The sequence below is a fragment of the Minwuia thermotolerans genome (assembly GCF_002924445.1).
Lineage (GTDB): Bacteria > Pseudomonadota > Alphaproteobacteria > Minwuiales > Minwuiaceae > Minwuia > Minwuia thermotolerans.
Window position 1 is genome coordinate 28,432 of record NZ_PIGG01000064.1, and the last position, 19,184, is coordinate 47,615.

Genomic DNA, 19,184 nt, shown 5'->3' on the forward strand with positions numbered 1-19,184 from the left:
GAGAAGCCAATGAGAGCCTCGACTTCCGATGAGACCCCACCGCCGCTCGACCTCTCGCCCGAGAAGGTCTGCTACCTGATCGTCAAGGTGCGCGAGTTCGACGTGAAGGACGCCGAGACGGAGCCCGATCCCGGCTCCAATCCGGCGGATGACAAGATGTACGGCGTCCTTGAGGACCACAAGGACGATCCGGTGGTTCAGGAGATCGTCGAGATCGTCAACGACCTCAACGAGGACGAGCAGAACGCCCTGGTGGCGCTGTACTGGCTGGGCCGCGGCGATGGCACGCTGAAGGACTGGTCGAACCTGCGTCACGAAGCCAAGCGCGCCCACAATGACCGCACGGCGGACTACCTGCTGGGCGAGCCGCTGCTGTCGGACTACCTGGAGGAGGGCCTTTCGCAGTTCGGCCACTCCTGCGAGGAGTACGAGCTGGGCCATCTCTGAGGCTGTCCCGGCCGGACTGCGGCCGCAGCGAGGGGCGCGAGCGATGTCGGAGATTACCGGGGCTTCCGGCCCTGACGGTGACAGGCCGGTCGCCCTTTCGGCCCGCGGCCTGACCAAGGTCTACCGCATGGGCGCAGTCGAGGTGCAGGCACTTCGCGGCGTCGACCTCGATCTTTACGAAGGCGAACTGGTGGTGCTGCTGGGACCCTCGGGCAGCGGCAAGTCGACTCTGCTCAACATCCTGGGTGGGCTCGACGCGCCGACCGACGGGACCGTCCGCTTTCAGGGTGAAGAACTGACCGGCGCCGATGACAGGACGCTGAACCGTTATCGCCGCGACCATGTCGGCTTCGTCTTCCAGTTCTACAATCTGATTCCCAGCCTGACGGCGCGGGAGAACGTCGCCCTGGTGACGGAAATCGCCCGGAATCCCATGGCGCCGGCCGAGGCGCTCGAACTCGTCGGTCTGGGCGCGCGTCTGGATCATTTCCCGGCCCAGCTCTCGGGCGGCGAGCAGCAGCGCGTCGCCATCGCCCGCGCCATCGCCAAACGTCCGGACCTGTTACTCTGCGACGAGCCGACAGGCGCGCTGGATAGCGCCACCGGTATCCTGGTGCTGGAAGCCCTGCTCAAGGTCAACGAGGAACTGGGCACGACCACGGCGCTGATCACCCACAACGCCGTCATCGCCGACGTGGCCGACCGGATGCTGCGCTTCGCCGACGGCCAGATCGCGGAGATCGCCGCGAACGCCCGCCGCCGCTCGCCGAAGGAACTGGCCTGGTGAGGGCGCTCTCCAGCCTGGACCGGAAACTGGTTCGGGAAATCTGGCGAATGAAGGCCCAGGTGCTGGCCGTCGCCATGGTCATCGCCTCCGGCACTGCGCTGTTGATCATGGCGCTGACGACGATCGAGGCGCTGGAGGAGACCCGCGACGCCTACTACGAGCGGACGCGTTTCGCCGATGTCTTCGCAGGGGCCCGCCGCGCCCCGGAACGGCTGGCTGCCGACATCGCTTCGATCCCCGGGGTTCGCATGGCGCAGACCCGCATCGTCGAGGTCGCAATGCTGGACATGCCGGGCTTTGGCGAGCCCGTGATCGGCCAGATCAATTCGCTGCCCGAGCACGGGCCGCAACTCCTCAACACCCTGGTGCTCCGCTCGGGACGCCTGCCGGAAGCGAACCGCCCGGACGAGGTTGTCATAGGGGAGCCGTTCGCCGAGGCGCACGGTCTGGTGCCTGGCGACAGCTTCGGAGCGATCCTGGAGGGGCGCAAGCGGACCCTGCAGGTCGTGGGCACCGCGCTCAGTCCGGAGTTCGTCTATGCCATCGCGCCGGGCGGGCTGATGCCCGACGACGAGCGTTTCGGCGTCCTGTGGATGGGCCGCGCGGCCATGGCGGCCGCCTATGACATGGACGGCGCCTTCAACAGCGTCACGCTCGGCCTGTTGCGCGGGGCCGACCCGAACGCGGTCATCACGCGACTGGACGCGCTGCTTGATCCCTATGGCGGAGCCGGCGCGGTGGCCCGGGCGGAGCAGCTTTCGAACTGGTTCCTTCAGAACGAGATCGATCAGCAGAAGAACATGTCGACCCTGCTGCCGGCGATCTTTCTGGCTGTCGCGGTGTTCCTGACCAACATGGTGATGGTCCGCCTGATCCAGACCGAACGGCACGAGATCGGCCTGCTCAAGGCCTTCGGCTACACGGACCTCGCGATCGGGTGGCACTATGCCAAACTGGTGCTGCTGATCGGCGGCATCGGCGTCGGACTGGGCGCGCTGATGGGCGCCTGGCTGGGCCATTTTCAGACGGAACTCTACGCCGATTTCTTCCGCTTCCCGTTCCTGCTTTACCGGCCCGGGCCATCCGGCTTTTTGCTGGCGGGCGGGATCAGTCTCGCCGCCGCGCTGGCGGGCAGTCTGACATCGGTCCGGAAGGCCGTCGCCCTGCCTCCGGCCGAGGCAATGCTGCCGCCGTCGCCACCGGTCTACCGCCGCGACTGGCTGTCGCGCAGCGCCCCGGCCGCGGGACTCGACGAGCCGACGCGCATGATTCTGCGGCGCATCCTGCGCTGGCCGCTGCGCGCCTTCCTGGCCAGCGCAGGCGTCGCCATGTCGGTAGCCGTGCTGGTCCTCGCCCTGCAATGGTTGGACGCTGTCGACCATCTGGTCGAGAGCGTCTTCGAGCATGGCCAGCACCAGGACGCGACGATCGGCTTCGTCGACATCCGGCCGGCCTCGGCGGAACGCAGCTTCGCCGGCCTGCCCGGCGTGCTGACCACCGAGCCCTTCCGCAACGTGGCGGCGCGCCTCCACAACGGCCATCTCGGTCTCCGCGAGGGCATAGGCGGCGTGCCGTCGGCGGCGAAGCTGAGCCCCGTGCACGATTTCGAGCTGGGGCCCGTGCCGGTCCCGGAGGACGGGTTGCTGATGTCCCGAATCGTGGCAGAGCATCTGGAGGTGGGCGTCGGCGACGTCGTCCGCGTGGAGGTGCTGGAGGGCCGCCGGCCTGTTCTCGAATTGCCGGTCGTGCGCATCTTCGACACCTATATCGGCCGGCCCGTGCACATGGAACTGAGTGCGCTCAACCGCGTCATGGGCGATGGACGCGTGATCGACGGGCTGCACGTCACGCTCGACAGCGGCCGCCGCGACGAATTCCTGGCCGAGGTCAAGGAACTGCCGGGGGTGGCGGGTGTCCTGTTCCGCCGGGCGGCGATCGATCAGGTCTACGAGACCATTGGCGAGACCATGTACATCTTCGTGGGCTTCTTCGTCGCCTTCGCCGCCGTGCTCGCGGTCGGGGTGACCTACAACTCGGCCCGGATCGCCCTTTCGGAGCGGGCGCGCGAACTGGCGACGCTGCGTGTGCTGGGCTTCGGGCGGTGGGAGATCTCCTACATCCTGCTGGGCGAGATCGGTCTGCTGACCTGGCTTGCGCTGCCGTTCGGCTGCGCCGTCGGCTTCGGGCTCGCCTGGTACATTGCCGGGGCCTTCGAGACCGAGCTGTTCCGAGTGCCGTTGGTCATTGCCGACGCGACATATGGCAAGGCGGTGCTCATTGCCCTGGCCGCCACGGCCGCCGCCGCGGCTTTCGTCCGGCAGCGCCTGGATCATCTCGATCTCATCGCCGTTCTGAAAACACGGGAGTAGCCATATGGGCGCCAGGACAAGACGCATCGCAATCTGGGTCGTTCTGCTTCTGCTGCTGGCCGCCGGCATCGCCTGGGCGCTCCGGCCGCAGCCGGTGCCCGTCGACCTGGCCGCGGTCGAGCGTGGCACGTTGCGCGTGACCATCGACGAGGAGGGCGAGATCCGCGTGCGCGACGTCTACACGGTTTACGCGCCGCTCCGCGGGCATCTGCTGCGCGTCGAGGCGGAGGCCGGCGATCCCGTGAAGGCGCACGCCACGGAACTGGCACGGATCGAGCCGGCCTCGCCTGCCTTCCTGGACGTCCGCACCGAAGCGGAACAGGAGGCCGCAGTGGAGGCCGCCCGCGCCGCCCGCGAACTTGCTGCCGCGGAGGTTGCACGGGCCGAGGCGGACCTCGCATTCGCCGACGGCGAACTGGAAAGGGCCCGCCGGCTGATCCGCCAGCAGACGATTTCGGAGCGCGCGCTGGACGAAGCCGAGCGCGCCCACCGTGTGGCAGAGGCGGCGCTGCAGACCGCGCGCGCCGCGCTCAATGTCCGCGAGCACGAACTCAAGCAAGCCCGGTCGCGCCTGCTCACCCGGCCGGAGATCGAGGAACGCGGCGAGCGCTGCGAGTGCGTACCGGTCACCGCGCCTGTCAGCGGCGTCGTCCTGCGGGTGATCCGCCGCAGCGAAGGAGTGGTCGAGGCGGGCGCCGAGCTTATGGAGATCGGCGATCCCGGAGATCTCGAAGTGGCGGTCGACCTGCTGTCGGAAGACGCCGTACGCATCGAGCCCGGCCAGCCCGCCATCCTGAGCGGTTGGGGTGGCCCGGACCTCGCGGCGGTCGTGCGCCGGATCGATCCCCTGGCCGAGACGCGGATCTCGGCCCTGGGCATCGAGGAACAGCGGGTGGAGGTGGTGCTCGACATCACCAATCCGCCCGAGGACTGGCGGCGGTTGGGGCACGGCTTCCGCGTCGATGTCGGCGTGGTTCTGTTCCAGGACGAAGTCCTCAAGGCGCCGCTCGGCGCGCTGTTCCGCGAAGGCGGCGACTGGGCTGTTTTCGTCGAAGGCGGCGGCCGGGCGGAACTGCGCTTTGTCGAGACGGGCGCGCGCAACAGCCTTTTCGCCGAGATCCGCGGCGGTCTCGACGCTGGCGAGAGCGTCGTGCTCTATCCCAGCGACCGCGTGCGGGACGGCGGCCGCATCGAGCCGCGTTGAGCCGGCGGCCCGTCAGGGGCGGAGCAGGATCTTGCCCACGTGGCTGTTGGTTTCCATGAAGTCGTGCGCCTCGCCTGCTCGCTCCAGCGGGAAGACCCGGTCGACCACCGGACGGACCGCGCCGCTCTCCAGCAGCGGCCGGACCTCCTCGTCCAGCGCCTGACGGATTTCGGCCTTCTGCTCGATCGTCCGCGCCCAGAGGGTGGAGCCGGTAATGGTCAGCCGCCGGGTCAGCAGGGTGCCCACGGCGAAGTCGGCGCGGTCGCTCTCTAGCAGGCCGATCATGACGACCTTGCCCTCCACCGCCAGCGCCTCGAGGTTCCGCTGCATGTAGGAGCCGGCGACCATGTCGAGGATCAGGTCGACGCCCTCGCCGCCGGTGAGCCGTTTCGCTTCCGCGACGAAATCCGATTCGCTGTGGTTGATGACGTGTTGCGCGCCGAGCTGGCGGCAGATCTCGCCCTTGGCGTCGGAGCCGGTCGAGGCGATGACCTCGGCGCCGAAGGCCCGGCCGAGCTGCAGTGCGATCACCCCGATACCGCTGCTGGCGCCGTGGACGAGGAAGCGCGTGCCTCGCTTCAGCCCGCCGCGGTCGAAGACGTTGGTCCAGACGGTGAAAAGCGCTTCGGGAAGGGCGGCGGCTGCGGCGAGGTCGACATTCTCGGGCACGGCCATGGTCAGCCGCTCGTCGGCGAGCGCATGACTGGCATAGGCGCCGTCCTTCATCAGACAGCAGACCCTGTCGCCGGGTTTCCACAGCGTTACCTGGTCGCCCGCCGCCACGACACGGCCGGAGACTTCCAGGCCGAGCACATCGTAGTCGGTGCCCGGCGGCGCGGGGTAGGTCCGCGCGCGCTGCAGGATATCGCCGCGGTTGATACCCGTGGCCGCGACCTCGACCAGCACGTCGCGCGGCCCCGGCACGGGCATTGGCCGGTCCTCCGCGACCAGTGATTCGGGGCCGCCGCCTTTCCTCGCAGAGACGACGCGCATCGTCGCCGGCAGGTTCTTCACTGAGGCTGTCCCCACCTTCTCCCCCTCGGTTCGAACAGAAATGGAAACCGCAAGGATAGGGCGGCGGGCGGCGCAATCAACGCAGGCGGCGTCAGGCGGCCCGCTTCTCGATCCTGTCCAGATCCTTCGCCAGGTCGGCGCGGACCAGCGCGGCGACCAGTGTCTGGAAACGGTCCCGTTCCACCAGCTTTGCAAGCCGGTCGCCGCGGTCCGGCAGGCCGAGTTCCTTCGCGGCGCTGCGCGCCTTGCGATCGGCGAAGGGGTACAGCTCCTCCCAGGCGATCTGCGCCTCGCGGAAGAAGATGTCGACACCGACGTCGCCCAGCCCCTTGAACGCCTTCAGGTGTTTGCGCATCTCCGCCGGGTCCTTGTCGGCGCGGCGGCGCAGGCTGCGCAGGTCGCCGTCATATTCGTCCATCAGGCGCTCGACCATGTCGCCCAGCATGCTGGCCGTGCTCTCGTCGAAACGGGCGTAGCCGGAGCGGTTGAGCACATCCACGCGCTCTCGCCAGGTGCTGTCGGCCAGTTTCGGCGCGGTGGTCCAGCCGGCGTCAGCCAGCCCCTGCGCCGCGCTCACGGCCTTGTCGGCGGAGATGCGGGCGCTCATGAGGATCGAAGCGCAGAGCCAGCGGAAAAGCGGCGAAGGCGTGTTCTTCGAAAGGTCGATACCGAGCTCGCCGGAATATGTCCGGCCGTGGCTCTTCATCAGGGCGTCGACCAGCGAGTCGCGTTTCGCGCTCATCGTTCGATCTCCTTTCTTCGGATGACGATATGATCCGGATGTCGAGGCCTGCGCCGCGGATTCAATGGGCGCAGATCAGGGCCGCGGCGGGTCGGCTTTCCGCCTGCGGCCATCCGCGCTATCAAGGCGGCGTCGAACAATCTGGGGGGCGAGAGCGATGAGCGAACTGTCCGGCAAGAGCTGTCTGATCACCGGCGCCAGCCGCGGCATCGGCGCGGCTGCGGCGCGCCATTTCGGCGAACTGGGCGCCAGGGTGACGCTGCTCGCACGCAGCCGCCGCACGATCCAGGAGATTGCCGACGAGATCGTGAAAGCGGGCGGCCACGCCATCGCGGTGGGGGCCGACGTCGCCAGCTACGCGGATGTCGAGGCCGCGGTGGCGAAGGCCGTCGAGGCGCATGGCGGCCTGGACGTGCTGGTCAACAATGCCGGCCTGATCGAACCGATCGCGCGCCTTGCCGAGAGCGATCCGGACGAATGGACCAAGGTGGCGGACGTCAACTACAAGGGGGTCTATTTCGGCCTGCGCGCCGCCCTGCCGGTGATGCTGAAGTCGGGCGGCGGCACCGTCGTCAACGTCAGCTCCGGCGCGGCGACCAGCGCGCTGGAAGGCTGGAGCCACTATTGTTCCTCCAAGGCTGCGGCGCTCTCGCTGACCGCCTGCGCGCACAAGGAATACGGCGCGGAGGGCATCCGCGTGCTCGGCATCAGCCCCGGCACTGTGCGCACCGACATGCAGGTCGCCATCAAGGCCTCCGGCATCAATCCGGTCAGCCGGCTCGACCCTTCGGTCCACATTCCAGCCGAGTGGGTGGCGAAGGCCATCGCCTGGCTCTGCACCGAGGCGTCCGACGACTGGCTCGGCCGCGATTTTCCGCTGCGCTCGAAGGAGGGCCGGGCCGCCGTCGGCCTGACCGCCGATTGACGCCACCGGCCGGGAGGACGCCATGACCGCCTATGACACCGTCTTCTCCGGCGCCCGGATCTTCGACGGCACAGACGCGGCGTCCTTCATCGGCACGGTCTGCGTCCGGGGCGACCGCATTGCCGCGGTCGAGAAGGGCGCGGTGCGGCCGGAAGCCCGGGAAGTGATCGACGCAGCCGGGCTGGCGCTTGCGCCGGGCTTCATCGACGTCCACACCCATGACGACATCGCCCTGATCGAGAATCCGGCGATGGAGATGAAGACCAGCCAGGGCGTCACCACGGTGATCACGGGGCTTTGCGGCTACAGCCCGGCGCCGTTCCTGCCGGAGGCCAGACTGCCGGCCGAGTTCGAGATTCTGATGTTCCGTCCCGAACACCGCTTCGAGCGGTTCCGGAGATACCTCGACGCGGTGAAGGCGGCGCGTCCGGCGGTGAACACCCTGGCGCTGGTCGGCCATTCGACCCTGCGCCTCAGTGTCATGGACGACGTGAACCGGCCGGCGACAGAGGGCGAGATTGCGCGGATGGGCGAACTGCTGGAGCAAAGCCTGTCCGACGGCGCGATCGGGCTGTCGTCGGGCCTCGCCTACGCCATGGCCAGTCGCTCGGAGACATCCGAACTGATCGCGCTGGCGAAGCGGATGCCGAAGGGCGGGTTTTACGTCACCCATCTCCGCGACGAGGCCGAAGGCCTGCTCGATGCGGTCGACGAGGCGCTGGAAATCGGACGGGCCAGCGGCGCGCCGGTGATCTTCTCCCATCACAAGGCGGTGGGCGGGGCGAACCACGGCGCCGTGCGCCACTCCCTGGCCCGGATCGACGCGGCGAGGGGCGTGCAGGCGGTGGGCCTCGACCTCTACCCCTACGACTTTTCCTCCACGGCGCTGACGCCGGAGCGGGCCCGTGCCGCCGGGGGCGAGCGGGTGACGATCACGCGCTCGAAGCCGATGCCGGAAACCGCCGGCCGGAAACTCTCCGAGGTCGCCGCGGATCTTGGCTGCACGGAAGAAGAGGCCGTCGAACGGCTGATGCCGGCCGGCGCGCTCTATCACACCATGGCCGAGGCCGACGTCCGCACGGTGCTGGCCCATGACCTCGCCATGATCGGCTCCGACGGTCTGCCCTTCGACGCCAGGCCGCATCCCAGGCTCTGGGGCACGTTCCCGCGTGTGCTCGGACACTACGCGCGCGACGAGGGCCTGCTGTCGCTGGCGGAGGCGGTGCGGCGCATGACCGGCCTGCCGGCCGAGATCTTCGGCATCCCGGACCGCGGCTTCGTGCGCGAAGGCTGCTTCGCCGATCTCGTGCTCTTCGACCCGGGCAGGATCCGCGACAGGTCGAGCCTCGCGGAGCCGACCGCACCAGCCGAGGGCATCGCGCAGGTCTACGTCAACGGCATGGCTGCCGCGCCCGGCGCCGGGCGGCAAATCCTTCCCGCGCACGCCACGGTCGCATAGACTCGCCGGGAACATCCTGGGGAGGATTGCGATGAGCGAGCATTTCGACGTCGAGCCGCTGGACGCCAGTTTCGGCGCGCGGATCACCGGTCTGAAGCTCACCGAGATGAGCGACGCGGCTTTCGACGCGCTCTACGAGACCTGGCTGGAACATGGCCTGCTGCTGTTCCCGGACCAGCACATGGAGCCCGAGGCGCAGGTCGACGTGGCGCGCCGCTTCGGTCCGCTGGAGGTGAAGCTGTTCGCCATCAGCAATCTGAAGGACGACGGCAGCGTCCGCACCAGCGACGAGGACGATCTGGTCAAGATCCTGAAGGGCAACATGGGCTGGCATCATGACAGCACCTACATGCCGCTGCAGGCGAAGGGCGCCGTCTTCAGCGCCCATGTAGTGCCGTCGGAAGGCGGGGAGACGGGCTTCGCCGACATGCGTCAGGCCTGGGACGCGCTGGATGACGACATGAAGCGCAGGCTGGAGGGGCTGACCGCGCTGCATTCGCTGCACTACAGCCAGATGAAGGCCGGTTTCCGCCGGAAGGAAAAGGACAGCGAATATATCGGCTATGGCCTGGACGAGCGGCCGCCGGTGCGCCGCCAGATGGTCAAGGTCCACCCCGAGACCGGCCGGAAGTCGCTGCTGGTCGGCCGCCACGCCTTCGGCGTCAGCGGCATGTCGGAGAAGGAGTCGGAAGAATTCGTGGACGGGCTCAACGAGTTCGCCGGCTCGGGCGACTGGACCTATCACCACAAGTGGACGCCCGGCGAGGTGGTGCTGTGGGACAACCGCTGCCTGATGCACCGCGCCTGCCCCTGGGACATGACGAAGCCCCGGGTGATGTATCACTCCCGCATCGCCGGCGACCCGGTGAGCGAGGCCGAGGTCGCCGCCTGATCAGCCGGCGTAGCGCCGCAACAACTGCCGGGCGAGCGACGACATGTGGACCTGATCCGGCCCGTCGCCGACCCGGATATAGCGCGCCCAGGTCCAGGCCCTGGGCAGGAAGGTATCCTCGGTGAAGCCCTTGGCGCCGTGCACCTGCATGGCGCGGTCGATGACCTCCGTCGCCATCTTCGGCACCACGATCTTGGCCGCGGCGATCAGGTCCCGGGCGGCCTTGTTGCCCTCCCGGTCCATCTTGTCGGCGGCCCGGAGCGTCAGCAGCCGCGCCTGCTCGATCTCGCAGAAGGATCGGGCGATGTCCTCGCGCAGCGAGCCGTGCTCGGAGAGCTTCATGCCGAAGGCGCTGCGGCTTTCGGCGCGCTGGCACATCAGCTCCAGCGCCCGCTGGGCCGAGCCGATGAAGCGCATGCAGTGATGGATCCGCCCCGGACCGAGGCGGCCCTGGGCGATCTCGAAGCCCCGGCCCTCGCCGAGCAGAATGTTCGACGCCGGCACGCGGACATCCTCGAAGACGATCTCCGGGTGGCCGCCGGGCGCGCCGGAATAGCCGAAGGTGGTCGGGTTCCGCTCCAGCCGCAGGCCGGGCGCATCCTTCGGTACGAGGATCATCGACTGCTGGCGGTATCGGTCGGGATCGTCCGGCGCCGTCTTGCCCATGACGATGACCAGCCGGCAGCGTTCGTTGGCGAAGCCGGACGAGAACCACTTGCGGCCGTTGATGACGTAGTCCTCGCCGTCGCGGGTAATGCGGCACTCGATGTTGGTGGCGTCGGACGAGGCGACGGCCGGCTCGGTCATGGAGAAGCAGGACCTGATCTCGCCGGCCAGCAGGGGCTCCAGCCACTGCTTCTTCTGCTCGTCGCCGGCGTAGCGGGCCAGAGTCTCCATGTTGCCGGTGTCCGGGGCGGAGCAGTTGAAGACTTCCGGGGCCCATTCGACGCGGCCCATGATCTCCGCCAGTGGTGCGTATTCCAGGTTGGTGAGCCCGGCGCCGTAGCGCTCGTCGGGCATGAACAGGTTCCACAGGCCCTCGGCCCTGGCTTTCTCCTTGAGGTCGTCCAGCACCGGCGGCGTGGTCCAGCCGCCGGCTTCGGCGACGTGTCGGTCGTACTCGTGCTCCAGCGGGTAGACATGCTCGTCCATGAAGGCGGCGACTCGCGCCTGCAGGTCCTTCACCTTGTCCGGGAATTCGAAGTTCATCTGTTTTTCTCCCCCTTGTCGGCCGGCGCCAGCGCCGCGGGCCGAACGACCTTCATCTTCAGTTCGACAGTGCGGTTGACCGCCGCCAACGCCTCGTCCCAGCGGTTGTCGAGGGCGCCAGCGCGCAAGGCGCGGCAGAGCGCGTCGATCGCGTCCTCGCCCTCCTTGGCGCCCGTCAGGTCGCGCAGCGCCGCGCACTCATCGTCCTCGAAATCCGGCCGGTCGCGGAGCTCGCGTTCAACGATGCCCAGCAGGTGGGTAGCGACGCGCAGATCGAAGCGGTGTTCGTCGTCCAGCTTTCCGGCGAGACCTTCGAGGTATTCACGGACCGTGCCGACGAGGTCGTGGGCGGCGGGCTGATCCTGTCTCATCGCGGGCTCCTGCCGTTCAGCGCCTGCATCAGTTCGTGCTCGACCATGGCGACGTTCCGCCCGCAGGCGGCCCAGACCATTGACCGGCGGCCTTCGTAGACGTGACCGAAGCCCTGCATGACGTTCAGGATCGCCCAGCGGACCATGCCGAAGATCTCCCAGTAGCGGACTTCCTCTTCGTCCACCCGCCGTCCGCTCGCCGCTTCGTAGGCGGCGTATAGGTCTGCGCGCTCGCCGAAGCCGCCGACAGGCCGGTCCGTATTGCCGAAGCGCCAGGACGGGACGCAGAGCCAGCCGAGATCCTCCATCGGCCGGCCATGATGGCTGCATTCCCAATCGAGGATGGCGACGATGCCGGTTTCGTCGACGATGAAATTGCCGTTCCGGAAGTCGCCGTGGAGCGAGGCCGGCGCGCCGCTGGTCGGGCGATTCAGTTCCAGCCAGCGCAGGCCGAGTTCGAGCGCCGGGTGCTTCTCCCGGTAGAGGTCGAGACGCTCGCGCTGGGCCGCCAGCGGATCGGCGGAGTCGGCGACGTCGGTCAGGAAGTCCGTCGCCTCAAGGCCGAAGTCGTGGATCGCGGCCAGCAGTTCGCCGCAGCGCGCGGCGAGGCCGGGCCGGATACCATCGAAACGCGGGTCGTTGTTGATTCGCCGGGGCAGGGTCTCTCCCTCGACAAAGCCCATGACGAAGCCGTTGCCGAGATTGTCCGCCGGCTGCAGTTCGAAGACAGGCTCAGGCACCGGAAGGCCGCGCGCGTGCGCCACTTCCAGCAGGCGGTACTGTTTGTGCGAGGCAATGAAGGGATTGCCGATGCCCTCGATTGTCTCCCGGCGCAGCACCAGCCGCCGGGCCGCGCCTGCGGCTTCGGCCACCTCGAAGATGGCCGTGTGGTTGATCCCGCCCATGCTGGGCTCGCCCACCGGCGTGACGGCGGCAGCTTTGCCGAAGCGCCGGCGTACCGCCCTCGTCAGCCGTTCGACGAAAGCCGGCTGGTCGAGCGCCTTCGATGCGGTCATGCGTCTCCCTCCCCGGATGCGCCGCCCGGTGCTTTCTAGCACCTCGGCGCGGGCGGCGTCTTCCGGGTTCGGGAGCTGCCGATCAGGCGCCGGCGGGGCTGCGCCGGTTCCAGGGCATGACGCCGAGCAGCCGGGCCATGCCGCACCAGCCGGTGGCCCCGGCCTGGAACAGACCCGCGCCGACGAAGCCGGCCAGCAGGAACCACCAGGGTGAGAGCGCATAGCCCAGCGCCACGCCGAGCACGATCAGCAGACCGGCGGCCATCTGCACCTGGCGCATCAGCGGCAGGGGCTGGCGGCGGTCGACATTGACCGGCAGGCCCGCCTTGCGCCAGGCGTCGAAGCCGCCTTGCAGCACATAGGCTTCGGCGTCGGCGAGCTGCCTGAGCTGGCCGCTGTTCTCGCGGGTGCGATTGCCCGAACGGCAGAAGAAGATCACCGCCGGGGCGTCGTCCAGACGCGCCGCCGCGTCTCCCATGCCGGAGAGCGGGGCATGCCGCGCGCCGGGAATGTTTTCCCGCGCGACTTCGTCGGCCTCGCGGATGTCGACCAGGATGGCGCCTTTATCGGCCAGACGCCGGGCCTCTTCGGGGGTGAGTTCCTTCAGATGCATGTTCAGTCTCCGTTTTCGGGGGACGCGCAGTAGATTGCATAGAGCGCGTCGAGCAGCCGGCGAACCTTCTCGTCGGCGATTCTGTAGTGGACCTGCTGGGCTTCCCGCCGGACGGCGACGATGCCGTCGGCGCGGAGCCGGGCCAGGTGCTGCGACAGGGCCGATTGGCCCAGGCCCGCCGCCGCCGCGAGGGCCGAGACGGTCATCTCGCCCTCCTTGATCAGGCGGCAGAGCACCAGCAGGCGTTTCTCGTTGGCGAGGAGACGCAGGGTCGCAGATGCTTCCGAGGCCTTCGCTTCCAGGTCGTCGATGGTGTCAAACTGGTTCATGTGGACCCTATATATTAGGCATTGCTAAATTAGCAATATCTAATATATGTGGAAAGCACGCACACGGGCTGTGATTTGGGAGGCCGACATGACGGACAGTGAACGACTGGCGATCCGCGCCTTTTTCGACGAAGCCACCAACACCATCAGCTATCTGGTCTGGGACCAGGAGACGATGAAGGCAGCGGTGATCGATCCGGTGCTGGATTACGACAACCGCTCCGGCAGGGCGTCGACGCACTCGGCGGACGCCATTCTGGAAGCGGCGAAGGCGGAAGGCGTGGAGATCGAATGGATCCTGGAAACCCATGCCCATGCCGATCATCTGTCCGCCGCGCCGCATATCAAGCGCGCCACGGGTGCCCGGATCGGCATCGGCGAGCACATCACGGATGTCCAAGGCATCTTCGGCCCCTTCTTCAACCTGGACAACGTCTCAGGCGACGGCGCGGAATTCGACCATCTGTTCCGGGACGGCGAAACCTTCCGGATCGGCGGTCTGACGGTCGAGGTGATGCATCTGCCCGGCCACACGCCGGCCTGCATCGCCTACCATGTCGAGGACGCGGTCTTCGTCGGTGACACCATCTTCATGCCCGATTACGGGACCGCGCGCGCCGATTTTCCCGGCGGCGACGCGCGGACGCTCTATCGCTCCATCCAGCGGCTGCTGAGTCTGCCGGACGAGACGCGTCTGTTCATGTGCCACGACTACAAGGCTCCGGGCCGCGATGCCTATGTCTGGGAAACCACGGTCAGCGCGGAGAAGGCCAACGTCCATCTCGCGGGCAAGAACGAGGATCAGTTCGTCGCCTGGCGGGAAGAGCGGGACTCCGGCCTCGCCGCGCCGACGCTGTTGCTGCCCTCGATCCAGACCAATATCCGCGCCGGCCGCCTGCCGGACCCGGAATCGAACGGTACGCGATACCTCAAGCTGCCGATCACGCTGGCTGATACGGACGACTCTTCGGCATGAGGCGCGGCGTGGGCAAGCGGGCCGCCCGGTTCCTGCCGATCCTGAACTGGGGGCGGGAGTACGGGCCCGGCCCGCTGACCGATGACCTGATCGCCGCGGCCATTGTCACGGTGATGCTGGTGCCGCAGTCGCTGGCGTACGCCATGCTGGCCGGTCTGCCGCCGGAGGTCGGGCTTTACGCCTCGATCCTGCCGCTGCTCGCCTATGCGCTGTTCGGCACCAGCCGGACGCTGGCCGTCGGGCCGGTCGCCGTGGTCTCCCTGATGACGGCGGCCGCGATCGGCGGGATCGCGGCGCCGGGTACGCCGGAATACGTCGCCGCAGCCATCGCCCTCGCGCTGGTTGTCGGCGCGATGCTGCTGGTGATGGGGGTCTTCCGGCTCGGCTTCCTCGCCAATTTCCTCAGCCATCCGGTGATCTCGGGTTTCATCAGCGCCTCGGCCATTCTCATCGCGCTCAGCCAGGTCGGGCATCTTCTGGGTATCCGGGTGAGCGGCCACAACCTGCCGGAAATCGTGCAATCCCTTGTCCGAAGCGTTCCGGCCGCGAATTTCCCGACACTGCTGGTGGGCGGCGGCGCCGTGATCTTCCTGATGCTGGCCCGGCGACAGCTCGGCGGTCTGCTGAGGGACCGGCTGGGTCTGCGCCCGCGCATTGCCGATATCGCCGTCAAGCTGGCGCCGATGATCGCCGTCATCGTCACCACCCTTGCCGCCTGGGCGCTGGATCTGGGCGCTGACGGCGTCGGCCTGGTGGGCGATATCCCCGCCGGCCTGCCCATGCCGTCGCTGCCCGACTTCAGCCCTCAACTCTGGCTTGATCTGCTGGAGCCGGCGGCGTTGATCGCCGTCATCGGCTTCGTCGAATCCGTCTCCGTCGCCCAGACGCTGGCCGCGCGCCGGCGGCAGCGGATCGATCCGGATCAGGAACTGGTCGGCCTCGGCGCCTCCAACATCGCCGCGGCGGTGGGCGGCGGCTATCCGGTGACCGGCGGCTTCGCGCGCTCCATCGTCAACTTTGACGCCGGCGCGCGCACGCCGGCCGCCGGAGCGTTCGCCGCCCTCGGCATCGCGCTGGTCACGCTGTCGCTCACCTCGCTGCTCTATTTCCTGCCGCGGGCGACCCTGGCGGCGACCATCATCGTCGCCGTGCTGTCGCTGGTCGATCTGGGCGGTCTTCGCCGCACCTGGGTCTATTCGAAGAAGGATTTCGCCGCCGTCGCCGCGACGATCCTGGTGACTCTCGGGGTTGGCGTGGAGGCCGGCGTGATGGCGGGCGTCGTCATTTCGCTGGGGCTGTTCCTGTTCCGCACCAGCCGACCTCACATGGCGGTCGTCGGCCTGGTTCCGGGCACCGAGCACTTCCGCAACATCAAGCGCCACGCGGTGCTGACCGACCCTTCCATCCTCGGTCTCCGGGTCGACGAATCGCTCTACTTCGCCAATGCCCGGTACCTCGAGGACGCGGTCTACGACATGGTCGCCCTGCAGCCAGAACTGAAGCATGTGATCCTGCAGTGCAGCGCGGTCAACGAGATCGACGCCAGTGCCCTGGAGAGCCTGGAGGCGATCAACGAACGGCTGGGCGAACTGGGCGTCGCCTTTCACCTGTCGGAAGTGAAGGGACCGGTCACGGACCGGCTCGGGCGCACGGGTTTTCTGGACGAATTGTCGGGGCGTATGTTCCTGTCGCATTATCAGGCGGTGGCGGCGCTCGCCCCGGACCTCGTGGAGAAGGGAAGGTCTCCGGCCGGGGCCTGAACCTGGCCGCCGTGGTGCGCGAAGGGGAGAAGAGCGTCCATGACCGAGCAGCTTCATCACGTCCACATATTCTCGTCCGACATCGATGCGACCGTCGACTGGTGGCGCGACATGCTGGGCGGCGAGGTCGCCTTCGACGACGATTTCGGCGGCGCGCGCAACGTCTTCATGCGCGTCGGCGGCGGGCGGCTGCACATCTACGAACAGCCGCCGCGCGACGAAGGCCGCGGCGCCGTCCACCACATCGGCATCCGCACCGACGACCTGGAATCGCTGGAAGCGCGGCTGCGCGCGGCGGGCGTCGCCTTCCGCAGCGGCATCCGCGATTTCGGCGCCTGGAAGTACATCATGTGCCCCGCGCCGGACGGCGTGCTGCTGGAACTGTTCCAGGCCGACGCGGAAAAACTCTCCGGCGAAGCCGCGCGATACTTCGCCGATCCGGTCGACTGACCGCTATCTCCCTGATCTGACTGGACGATCGATCAGGCACCTGACGCATGGCTGATCCACGGTTGCCAACGCCTCTTTCTTCTGCCTTATATTTGCTGGTCAACAAGCAAATAGGTTCGCCTTGCCAGACGCTCCACAGCCGCGCCGCAGCCAGACCGAAAGGCGGGCCCAGTCGGACAGGAAGATGATCGCCGCGGCCCTCCGCCTGATCGCGCGGAATGGTTCGGCGGGCTGCAGCCTGGCGCAGATCGGCACGGAATCGGGCTACAGCCGCGGCCTGCCGGTGGCGCGCTTCGGCACCAAGCAGGCGTTGCTGGAGGCCGTGGTCGACACCTGCGACGCCTGGTTCCAGCACCGCCTGGCGAAGGCGCTGGGCGACAGACGCGGTCTTGACGCGCTGTTCGTCCGCATGGGCGCACACATGGCCGGCGCCCGCGACAGCGCGCCTGCGACCGTCGCCGTCTACCAGCTCTATGTGGAGTCCATGGGCTCCGCATCGGAACTGAAGCCGCGCATGCAGGCGCTGGGCGAAGGCTATCGGGAGGGCTTCCGCCGCCACCTGCAGGAGGCCCGGGAAATGGGCGAGCTGCGCGCAGACGTCGATATCGACCGCTTCGCCACCATGATCCTGGGCGCGGTGCGCGGCGTCATCGTCCAGGCGCTGGTCGACGGCGGCAAGACCGACCTGGACAGCGCCCGCGACGACCTCGTGGGCATGTTCCGGCAGGTTCTGGCCGCACATTGATGGAATTTCGGGCGCCGCCGGGAGCAGCGCCAGGTTGGGAGAAGTTGCATGGACGTCAAATCGGAAATCGCCGGCAAGGTGTGGAAGATCGTGGCCGCCGTCGGCGATGCGGTGGAGGAGGACGAGGAAATCCTCATCCTTGAATCGATGAAGATGGAGATCCCGGTCATGGCCCCCGCGGCGGGGCGCATCGCCGAGATTCTGGTCGAGGAGGCGGAAAGCGTCCAGGAAGGCCAGATCGTGGTGCGGCTGGAGAGCTGAGGTCATCATGTCCAATCCGATGCCGAACAGGAGCGGGGCCGAGGCGGAAGCGGCGATTGCGGCGGCGCGCGACGCGCTGAGCGACGAAAGCCGCCCCCGGGCGGTCGAGCGCATGCTTCGCCGCGCGGAAATGACCGCGCGCCAGCGCATCGCCTGTCTCGTCGACGAAGGCAGTTTCCGGGAGATCGGCGGCCTGGTCTGCGACGATGGCGGAGACCGCGACTCGCGGCCTGCGGACGGCGTGGTCACCGGCGGCGCGCGGATCGACGGCCGCCCGGTGGTGATCGCCGCGCAGGATTTCACCGTGCACGGCGGCAGCAGCGGCAAGCTGGGTAGCGCCAAGCTGCGCCGCGCGGTCGAGCAGGCGATCCGCGAAGGCTGCCCGATGATCTTCCTGCTGGATGGCGGCGGTCACCGCATCCAGGACGGCCAGGATTCGCGGCACTTCGCAAACGGTTCGCCCATGTTCCACAATCTTGCCCGCATCTCCGGCTGGGTGCCGGTGGTCTCGGCGATGATGGGCGCGGGCTTCGCCGGTCCGACCAACTACGCCGGCATGTCGGATTTCGTCGTCATGGTGCGCGGTCAGGCCTGCATGGGCCTCGCCGGGCCGGCGCTGGTCAAGGCGGGCACGGGCGAGGATATCGACATCCAGTCGCTGGGCGGCGCGGAGGTTCAGGTCGACCGGCACGGGCTGGCCGATCTGGGTGTGGAGACGGAAGCCGAGGCGCTGGACGCGGTGAAGCGCTATCTGTCCTACCTGCCGTCCAACGCGCGGATGACGCCGCCCGAAACCGGGGGCGGCGAGAGCGGCGAGCAGGACAAGCTGGCGGCCATGGTGCCGGCCGACACCCGCAAGGCCTATGACGTCCGCCGGGTGATCCGGGGTTTCGCCGACACGGGCAGTGTCTTCGAGATCAAGCCCACCTATGCGAAGAACGCCATCACTGCCTTCGCCCGGCTGGAGGGCCGGCCGGTCGGCGTCATCGCCAATCAGCCGATGCATCTGGGCGGCATGCTGACCTCGCCGGCCTGCGAGAAGATCTCGCACTTCGTCGCCATCTGCGACGCCTTCGGCCTGCCGCTGGTCTACCTCATCGACGTGCCGGGATTTTCCATCGGTTCGTCCGCCGAGCGTTCGCAGCTGGGCCGGCGCAGCGCGCGGATGATCTACGAACTGGGTCACGCCACGGTGCCGCGTGTCTCCATCGTCCTGCGCAAGGGCTACGGCCTGGGCTACATCGCCATGTGCGGCGGGCGCAGCTTCGATGCCGACGCGGCGCTGGCCTGGCCGACCTCGGAGATCTGCGCCATGTCGCTGGAGGGCGCGGCCAATGTCGCTTACCGCAAGCAGATCGAGCAGGCCGACGATCCGGATGCGAAGCGCCAGGAACTGATCGCGGAGATGCGCGCGCAGGTCAGCCCGCTGCGCGGGGCCGAGGGTTTCGGCATCGACGACATCGTGGCGCCGGAAGATACCCGCCGGCGTCTGGTGGAGGTCCTGGCACGCGCGCCGCGCCGCCGGGAGAACAACGTGCCGCCGAAGGTGAGATCGATCTCGCCGATCTGAGTTCCGCTGGGGAGCGGAGAGGCCCGGTGGGCGGTCGGCGCAAGG

General features: G+C 68.2%; 20 protein-coding genes. 13 read left to right on the plus strand and 7 right to left on the minus strand.

Annotation, left to right across the window (positions count from 1 at the left end):
• The first annotated feature begins 9 nt into the window (after positions 1 to 9).
• The 4 genes from CWC60_RS17260 to CWC60_RS17275 are packed head-to-tail and all read left to right on the plus strand — an operon-like array spanning position 10 to position 4,807.
• On the plus strand, positions 10 to 447 hold the full coding sequence (locus CWC60_RS17260) for a DUF3775 domain-containing protein (protein ID WP_109795166.1): 438 nt from the start codon (positions 10 to 12) through the stop codon (positions 445 to 447).
• Between the two features lie 43 nt (positions 448 to 490).
• Positions 491 to 1,234, plus strand: coding sequence for an ABC transporter ATP-binding protein (locus CWC60_RS17265; protein ID WP_109795167.1), 744 nt, complete (start codon positions 491 to 493; stop codon positions 1,232 to 1,234).
• Positions 1,235 to 1,281: 47 nt separating this feature from the next.
• Positions 1,282 to 3,603: an ABC transporter permease gene (locus CWC60_RS17270; protein WP_109795168.1), complete on the plus strand. Its 2,322-nt coding sequence runs from the start codon at positions 1,282 to 1,284 to the stop codon at positions 3,601 to 3,603.
• A 4-nt stretch (positions 3,604 to 3,607) separates the two neighbouring features.
• Positions 3,608 to 4,807 (plus strand): efflux RND transporter periplasmic adaptor subunit, encoded by a 1,200-nt coding sequence (locus tag CWC60_RS17275; RefSeq protein ID WP_109795169.1) that lies wholly within the window; start codon positions 3,608 to 3,610, stop codon positions 4,805 to 4,807.
• 12 nt (positions 4,808 to 4,819) lie between these two features.
• On the opposite strand, the gene CWC60_RS17280 is transcribed toward CWC60_RS17275, so the two are convergent.
• Both CWC60_RS17280 and CWC60_RS17285 read right to left on the minus strand, forming a co-directional pair.
• A complete protein-coding gene (locus tag CWC60_RS17280) occupies positions 4,820 to 5,800 on the minus strand; it encodes an NAD(P)H-quinone oxidoreductase (protein WP_109795348.1) in 981 nt (326 codons plus the stop codon).
• A gap of 112 nt (positions 5,801 to 5,912) precedes the next feature.
• Positions 5,913 to 6,563 carry a hypothetical protein gene (locus CWC60_RS17285; protein ID WP_109795170.1) on the minus strand — a complete coding sequence of 217 codons (651 nt, stop codon included), beginning with the start codon at positions 6,561 to 6,563 and terminating at the stop codon, positions 5,913 to 5,915.
• A gap of 157 nt (positions 6,564 to 6,720) precedes the next feature.
• Here CWC60_RS17285 and CWC60_RS17290 point away from each other — a divergent pair, with 157 nt between their 5' ends.
• The 3 genes from CWC60_RS17290 to CWC60_RS17300 are packed head-to-tail and all read left to right on the plus strand — an operon-like array spanning position 6,721 to position 9,839.
• Positions 6,721 to 7,488, plus strand: coding sequence for an SDR family NAD(P)-dependent oxidoreductase (locus CWC60_RS17290; RefSeq protein WP_109795171.1), 768 nt, complete (start codon positions 6,721 to 6,723; stop codon positions 7,486 to 7,488).
• A gap of 22 nt (positions 7,489 to 7,510) precedes the next feature.
• Complete coding sequence (locus CWC60_RS17295; RefSeq protein WP_109795172.1) at positions 7,511 to 8,947, plus strand: N-acyl-D-amino-acid deacylase family protein; 1,437 nt, start codon at positions 7,511 to 7,513, stop codon at positions 8,945 to 8,947.
• Positions 8,948 to 8,978: 31 nt separating this feature from the next.
• Entirely contained in the window at positions 8,979 to 9,839 is an 861-nt protein-coding gene (locus CWC60_RS17300; RefSeq protein ID WP_109795173.1) for a TauD/TfdA dioxygenase family protein, read from the plus strand.
• On the opposite strand, the gene CWC60_RS17305 is transcribed toward CWC60_RS17300, so the two are convergent.
• From CWC60_RS17305 to CWC60_RS17325, 5 genes are all read right to left on the minus strand, one after another.
• Positions 9,840 to 11,048 carry an acyl-CoA dehydrogenase family protein gene (locus tag CWC60_RS17305; protein WP_109795174.1) on the minus strand — a complete coding sequence of 403 codons (1,209 nt, stop codon included), beginning with the start codon at positions 11,046 to 11,048 and terminating at the stop codon, positions 9,840 to 9,842.
• On the minus strand, positions 11,045 to 11,419 hold the full coding sequence (locus CWC60_RS17310; RefSeq protein ID WP_109795175.1) for a DUF6285 domain-containing protein: 375 nt from the start codon (positions 11,417 to 11,419) through the stop codon (positions 11,045 to 11,047). Before CWC60_RS17310 ends, CWC60_RS17305 begins: the two co-directional genes overlap by 4 nt.
• Positions 11,416 to 12,435, minus strand: coding sequence for a phosphotransferase family protein (locus tag CWC60_RS17315; protein WP_109795176.1), 1,020 nt, complete (start codon positions 12,433 to 12,435; stop codon positions 11,416 to 11,418). The genes CWC60_RS17310 and CWC60_RS17315 overlap by 4 nt, the downstream gene beginning before the upstream one ends.
• 82 nt (positions 12,436 to 12,517) lie before the next feature.
• The gene (locus tag CWC60_RS17320) at positions 12,518 to 13,048 is read right to left on the minus strand and encodes a rhodanese family protein (protein ID WP_109795177.1); all 531 of its coding nucleotides are present in this window, start codon (positions 13,046 to 13,048) and stop codon (positions 12,518 to 12,520) included.
• 2 nt (positions 13,049 to 13,050) lie between these two features.
• Positions 13,051 to 13,377 carry an ArsR/SmtB family transcription factor gene (locus CWC60_RS17325; protein ID WP_109795178.1) on the minus strand — a complete coding sequence of 109 codons (327 nt, stop codon included), beginning with the start codon at positions 13,375 to 13,377 and terminating at the stop codon, positions 13,051 to 13,053.
• Between the two features lie 88 nt (positions 13,378 to 13,465).
• On the opposite strand from CWC60_RS17325, the gene CWC60_RS17330 reads away from it, so the two are divergent.
• The 6 genes from CWC60_RS17330 (at position 13,466) to CWC60_RS17355 (ending at position 19,139) form a co-directional block, all read left to right on the plus strand.
• Positions 13,466 to 14,353, plus strand: coding sequence for an MBL fold metallo-hydrolase (locus tag CWC60_RS17330; protein WP_109795349.1), 888 nt, complete (start codon positions 13,466 to 13,468; stop codon positions 14,351 to 14,353).
• The gene (locus tag CWC60_RS17335) at positions 14,350 to 16,113 is read left to right on the plus strand and encodes a SulP family inorganic anion transporter (RefSeq protein ID WP_109795179.1); all 1,764 of its coding nucleotides are present in this window, start codon (positions 14,350 to 14,352) and stop codon (positions 16,111 to 16,113) included. Before CWC60_RS17330 ends, CWC60_RS17335 begins: the two co-directional genes overlap by 4 nt.
• Positions 16,114 to 16,152: 39 nt before the next feature.
• A complete protein-coding gene (locus CWC60_RS17340) occupies positions 16,153 to 16,563 on the plus strand; it encodes a VOC family protein (protein ID WP_109795180.1) in 411 nt (136 codons plus the stop codon).
• A gap of 184 nt (positions 16,564 to 16,747) precedes the next feature.
• Positions 16,748 to 17,308, plus strand: coding sequence for a TetR/AcrR family transcriptional regulator (locus tag CWC60_RS17345; RefSeq protein ID WP_109795181.1), 561 nt, complete (start codon positions 16,748 to 16,750; stop codon positions 17,306 to 17,308).
• 48 nt (positions 17,309 to 17,356) lie between these two features.
• Positions 17,357 to 17,569, plus strand: a complete 213-nt coding sequence (locus CWC60_RS17350) for an acyl-CoA carboxylase biotin carboxyl carrier protein subunit (RefSeq protein ID WP_109795182.1) — start codon at positions 17,357 to 17,359, stop codon at positions 17,567 to 17,569.
• A 7-nt stretch (positions 17,570 to 17,576) separates the two neighbouring features.
• Positions 17,577 to 19,139 (plus strand): acyl-CoA carboxylase subunit beta, encoded by a 1,563-nt coding sequence (locus CWC60_RS17355; RefSeq protein ID WP_206419998.1) that lies wholly within the window; start codon positions 17,577 to 17,579, stop codon positions 19,137 to 19,139.
• Positions 19,140 to 19,184 lie beyond the last annotated feature (45 nt).

Bases quoted from the DNA above. Each gene is read 5' to 3' on its own strand.
- CWC60_RS17295 (WP_109795172.1), top strand. From the start codon at position 7,511: ATGACCGCCTATGACACCGTCTTCTCCGGCGCCCGGATCTTCGACGGC.
- CWC60_RS17320 (WP_109795177.1), bottom strand. From the start codon at position 13,048: ATGCATCTGAAGGAACTCACCCCCGAAGAGGCCCGGCGTCTGGCCGAT.
- CWC60_RS17265 (WP_109795167.1), top strand. From the start codon at position 491: ATGTCGGAGATTACCGGGGCTTCCGGCCCTGACGGTGACAGGCCGGTC.
- CWC60_RS17310 (WP_109795175.1), bottom strand. From the start codon at position 11,419: ATGAGACAGGATCAGCCCGCCGCCCACGACCTCGTCGGCACGGTCCGT.
- CWC60_RS17275 (WP_109795169.1), top strand. From the start codon at position 3,608: ATGGGCGCCAGGACAAGACGCATCGCAATCTGGGTCGTTCTGCTTCTG.
- CWC60_RS17270 (WP_109795168.1), top strand. From the start codon at position 1,282: ATGAAGGCCCAGGTGCTGGCCGTCGCCATGGTCATCGCCTCCGGCACT.
- CWC60_RS17300 (WP_109795173.1), top strand. From the start codon at position 8,979: ATGAGCGAGCATTTCGACGTCGAGCCGCTGGACGCCAGTTTCGGCGCG.
- CWC60_RS17345 (WP_109795181.1), top strand. From the start codon at position 16,748: ATGATCGCCGCGGCCCTCCGCCTGATCGCGCGGAATGGTTCGGCGGGC.
- CWC60_RS17350 (WP_109795182.1), top strand. From the start codon at position 17,357: ATGGACGTCAAATCGGAAATCGCCGGCAAGGTGTGGAAGATCGTGGCC.
- CWC60_RS17355 (WP_206419998.1), top strand. From the start codon at position 17,577: ATGTCCAATCCGATGCCGAACAGGAGCGGGGCCGAGGCGGAAGCGGCG.
- CWC60_RS17305 (WP_109795174.1), bottom strand. From the start codon at position 11,048: ATGAACTTCGAATTCCCGGACAAGGTGAAGGACCTGCAGGCGCGAGTC.
- CWC60_RS17325 (WP_109795178.1), bottom strand. From the start codon at position 13,377: ATGAACCAGTTTGACACCATCGACGACCTGGAAGCGAAGGCCTCGGAA.
- CWC60_RS17285 (WP_109795170.1), bottom strand. From the start codon at position 6,563: ATGAGCGCGAAACGCGACTCGCTGGTCGACGCCCTGATGAAGAGCCAC.
- CWC60_RS17340 (WP_109795180.1), top strand. From the start codon at position 16,153: ATGACCGAGCAGCTTCATCACGTCCACATATTCTCGTCCGACATCGAT.
- CWC60_RS17330 (WP_109795349.1), top strand. From the start codon at position 13,466: ATGACGGACAGTGAACGACTGGCGATCCGCGCCTTTTTCGACGAAGCC.
- CWC60_RS17315 (WP_109795176.1), bottom strand. From the start codon at position 12,435: ATGACCGCATCGAAGGCGCTCGACCAGCCGGCTTTCGTCGAACGGCTG.
- CWC60_RS17335 (WP_109795179.1), top strand. From the start codon at position 14,350: ATGAGGCGCGGCGTGGGCAAGCGGGCCGCCCGGTTCCTGCCGATCCTG.
- CWC60_RS17260 (WP_109795166.1), top strand. From the start codon at position 10: ATGAGAGCCTCGACTTCCGATGAGACCCCACCGCCGCTCGACCTCTCG.
- CWC60_RS17280 (WP_109795348.1), bottom strand. From the start codon at position 5,800: ATGCGCGTCGTCTCTGCGAGGAAAGGCGGCGGCCCCGAATCACTGGTC.
- CWC60_RS17290 (WP_109795171.1), top strand. From the start codon at position 6,721: ATGAGCGAACTGTCCGGCAAGAGCTGTCTGATCACCGGCGCCAGCCGC.